Annotated in this window: 1 protein-coding gene and 1 pseudogene; both read right to left on the bottom strand. The window is 67.0% G+C overall.

Going from position 1 to position 1,636, the window contains the following annotated elements; translation table 11 throughout:
- Positions 1-80: 80 nt before the first annotated feature.
- Positions 81-1,412, bottom strand: coding sequence for a Xaa-Pro dipeptidase (gene pepQ / locus AC1VAN_RS21185; protein WP_025874203.1), 1,332 nt, complete (start codon positions 1,410-1,412; stop codon positions 81-83).
- Positions 1,413-1,487: 75 nt separating this feature from the next.
- Positions 1,488-1,636 (bottom strand): annotated as a pseudogene (locus tag AC1VAN_RS21180) (PilZ domain-containing protein); the annotation flags it as partial.

Below are 1,636 nucleotides of genomic sequence, written 5' to 3'. Positions count from 1 at the left end.
ACGTACTTGCAGCGTCCCCTGCATGGCCCACCCGCCCCGCCAACCGCGGCTTTTGATTTCAGCATCCAACCACGAGGGGCTCAGCCGTTGGCCGCCGCAAACACCGGGCGCGTCAGGTTGTCCGCTTCGCCATCAGTGCACAGCACTTCGTCTTCAATGCGGATGCCGCCGTACGGACGGAAGAAGTCCACACGCTCCCAGTTGATCGCATCGCCATGACCGGCGGCCTTCACTTCGTTCAACAGCATGTCGATGAAGTACAGGCCCGGCTCGATCGTCACCACCATGCCCGGCTCCAGCACGCGGGTCAGGCGCAGGTACGGATGGCCGGCGGGACGCTCGATGCGGCCGCCTTCATCGCTGGCCGCGAAACCGGCCACGTCATGCACCTGCAGGCCGATCAGGTGGCCGATGCCATGCGGGAAGAACGCGGCGCTGACGCCGGTTTCCAGCGCGGTCTGCGGCGATACCTTGATCACGCCGAAGTCCTTCAGCACGCCCATCAGCGACAGGTGCGCATCCACGTGCAGCTGCTTGTAGTCGAAGCCCGGGCGCACGGCCGCGCACATCGTCTGCTGCGCGGCATCGACCGCTTCGATCATCGCGGCGAACTCGTCATGGCCGGCGGCGGCGTAGGTGCGGGTGATGTCGCTGGCATAGCCGTGCGCGCTGGCGCCGGCATCGATCAGGAAGCTGCGCAGCGGTTGCGGTGCCTTGCGGCCCAGTTCGGTGTAATGCAGCACCGCCGCATGCTCGTTCAAGGCCACGATGTTGCCGTACGGCAGCTCGGTGGCGTCCTGGCCCACGGCCTGGCAGTACGCCATGTGGATGCTGAACTCGTCGGCGCCGTTGCGGAACGCCGCTTCGGCCGCGCGATGGCCGCGCACGCCGAGCACCTGCGCCTGGCGCATCAGGGCGATTTCGTACGGCGTCTTGCTGCCGCGGTGCCATTCCAGGTAGTTCACCACCGGCGCCGGATTGTTGGGCACATACGCGCCCAGCGCGCTCTGCGGCTCTCCCAGGATCGCGCAGCGCGCCGGGTCGGGCGGCAGCAGTGCCAGCGCTTCGTCCGGCGTGCGGATGATATGGATGTCGAAGTGCTCGACCCACCAGCCGCTCGGTGCATCCGGCACCACATGCCAGTAGTCGAACGGCTGGTGGAAGATCACCGCCGGACGCTTGCCCGGGGTGAACACGATCCAGCTGTTGGGTACACGGGTCAGCGGCAGCCAAGCCTTGAACTGCGGGTTGACCGCGTACGGATAGTCACGATCGTCGAAGACCTGGTAGTGCAGGGTGCCGCTGGGCACCACCAGGTGGTCGAAGCCGCCGCGTGCCAGCGCCTGCTCGGCGCGTCGGCACAGCACGGCCAGGTGGTCGGGATACAGGGCGCCGGGGTCTTGCTGGATCATTGCGGTGGCTCGACACGGAAAACGGCCCTAGATTCTGCCGGATACCGACGCAATCCGCTGTGCCGGAACCGGCACTCAGCCCGTCGAAACCGGTGCCTCGTCGCTGTCTTCGCCGATCCACCGGCGCAGCAGCTGCCGATGCTCGCGTGACAGGGTCAGGAAGCGGAAGCCTGCCCAGCTCTGGCCGGGTGCATGCGCCGGTTCGCTCCATAGCAGGTGTACGC

The sequence above is a fragment of the Stenotrophomonas sp. 05L44_2 genome (assembly GCF_056665995.1).
The sequence above is the reverse complement of the archived record's forward strand: the minus strand, read 5'-3'. Positions and strand labels throughout refer to the sequence as shown.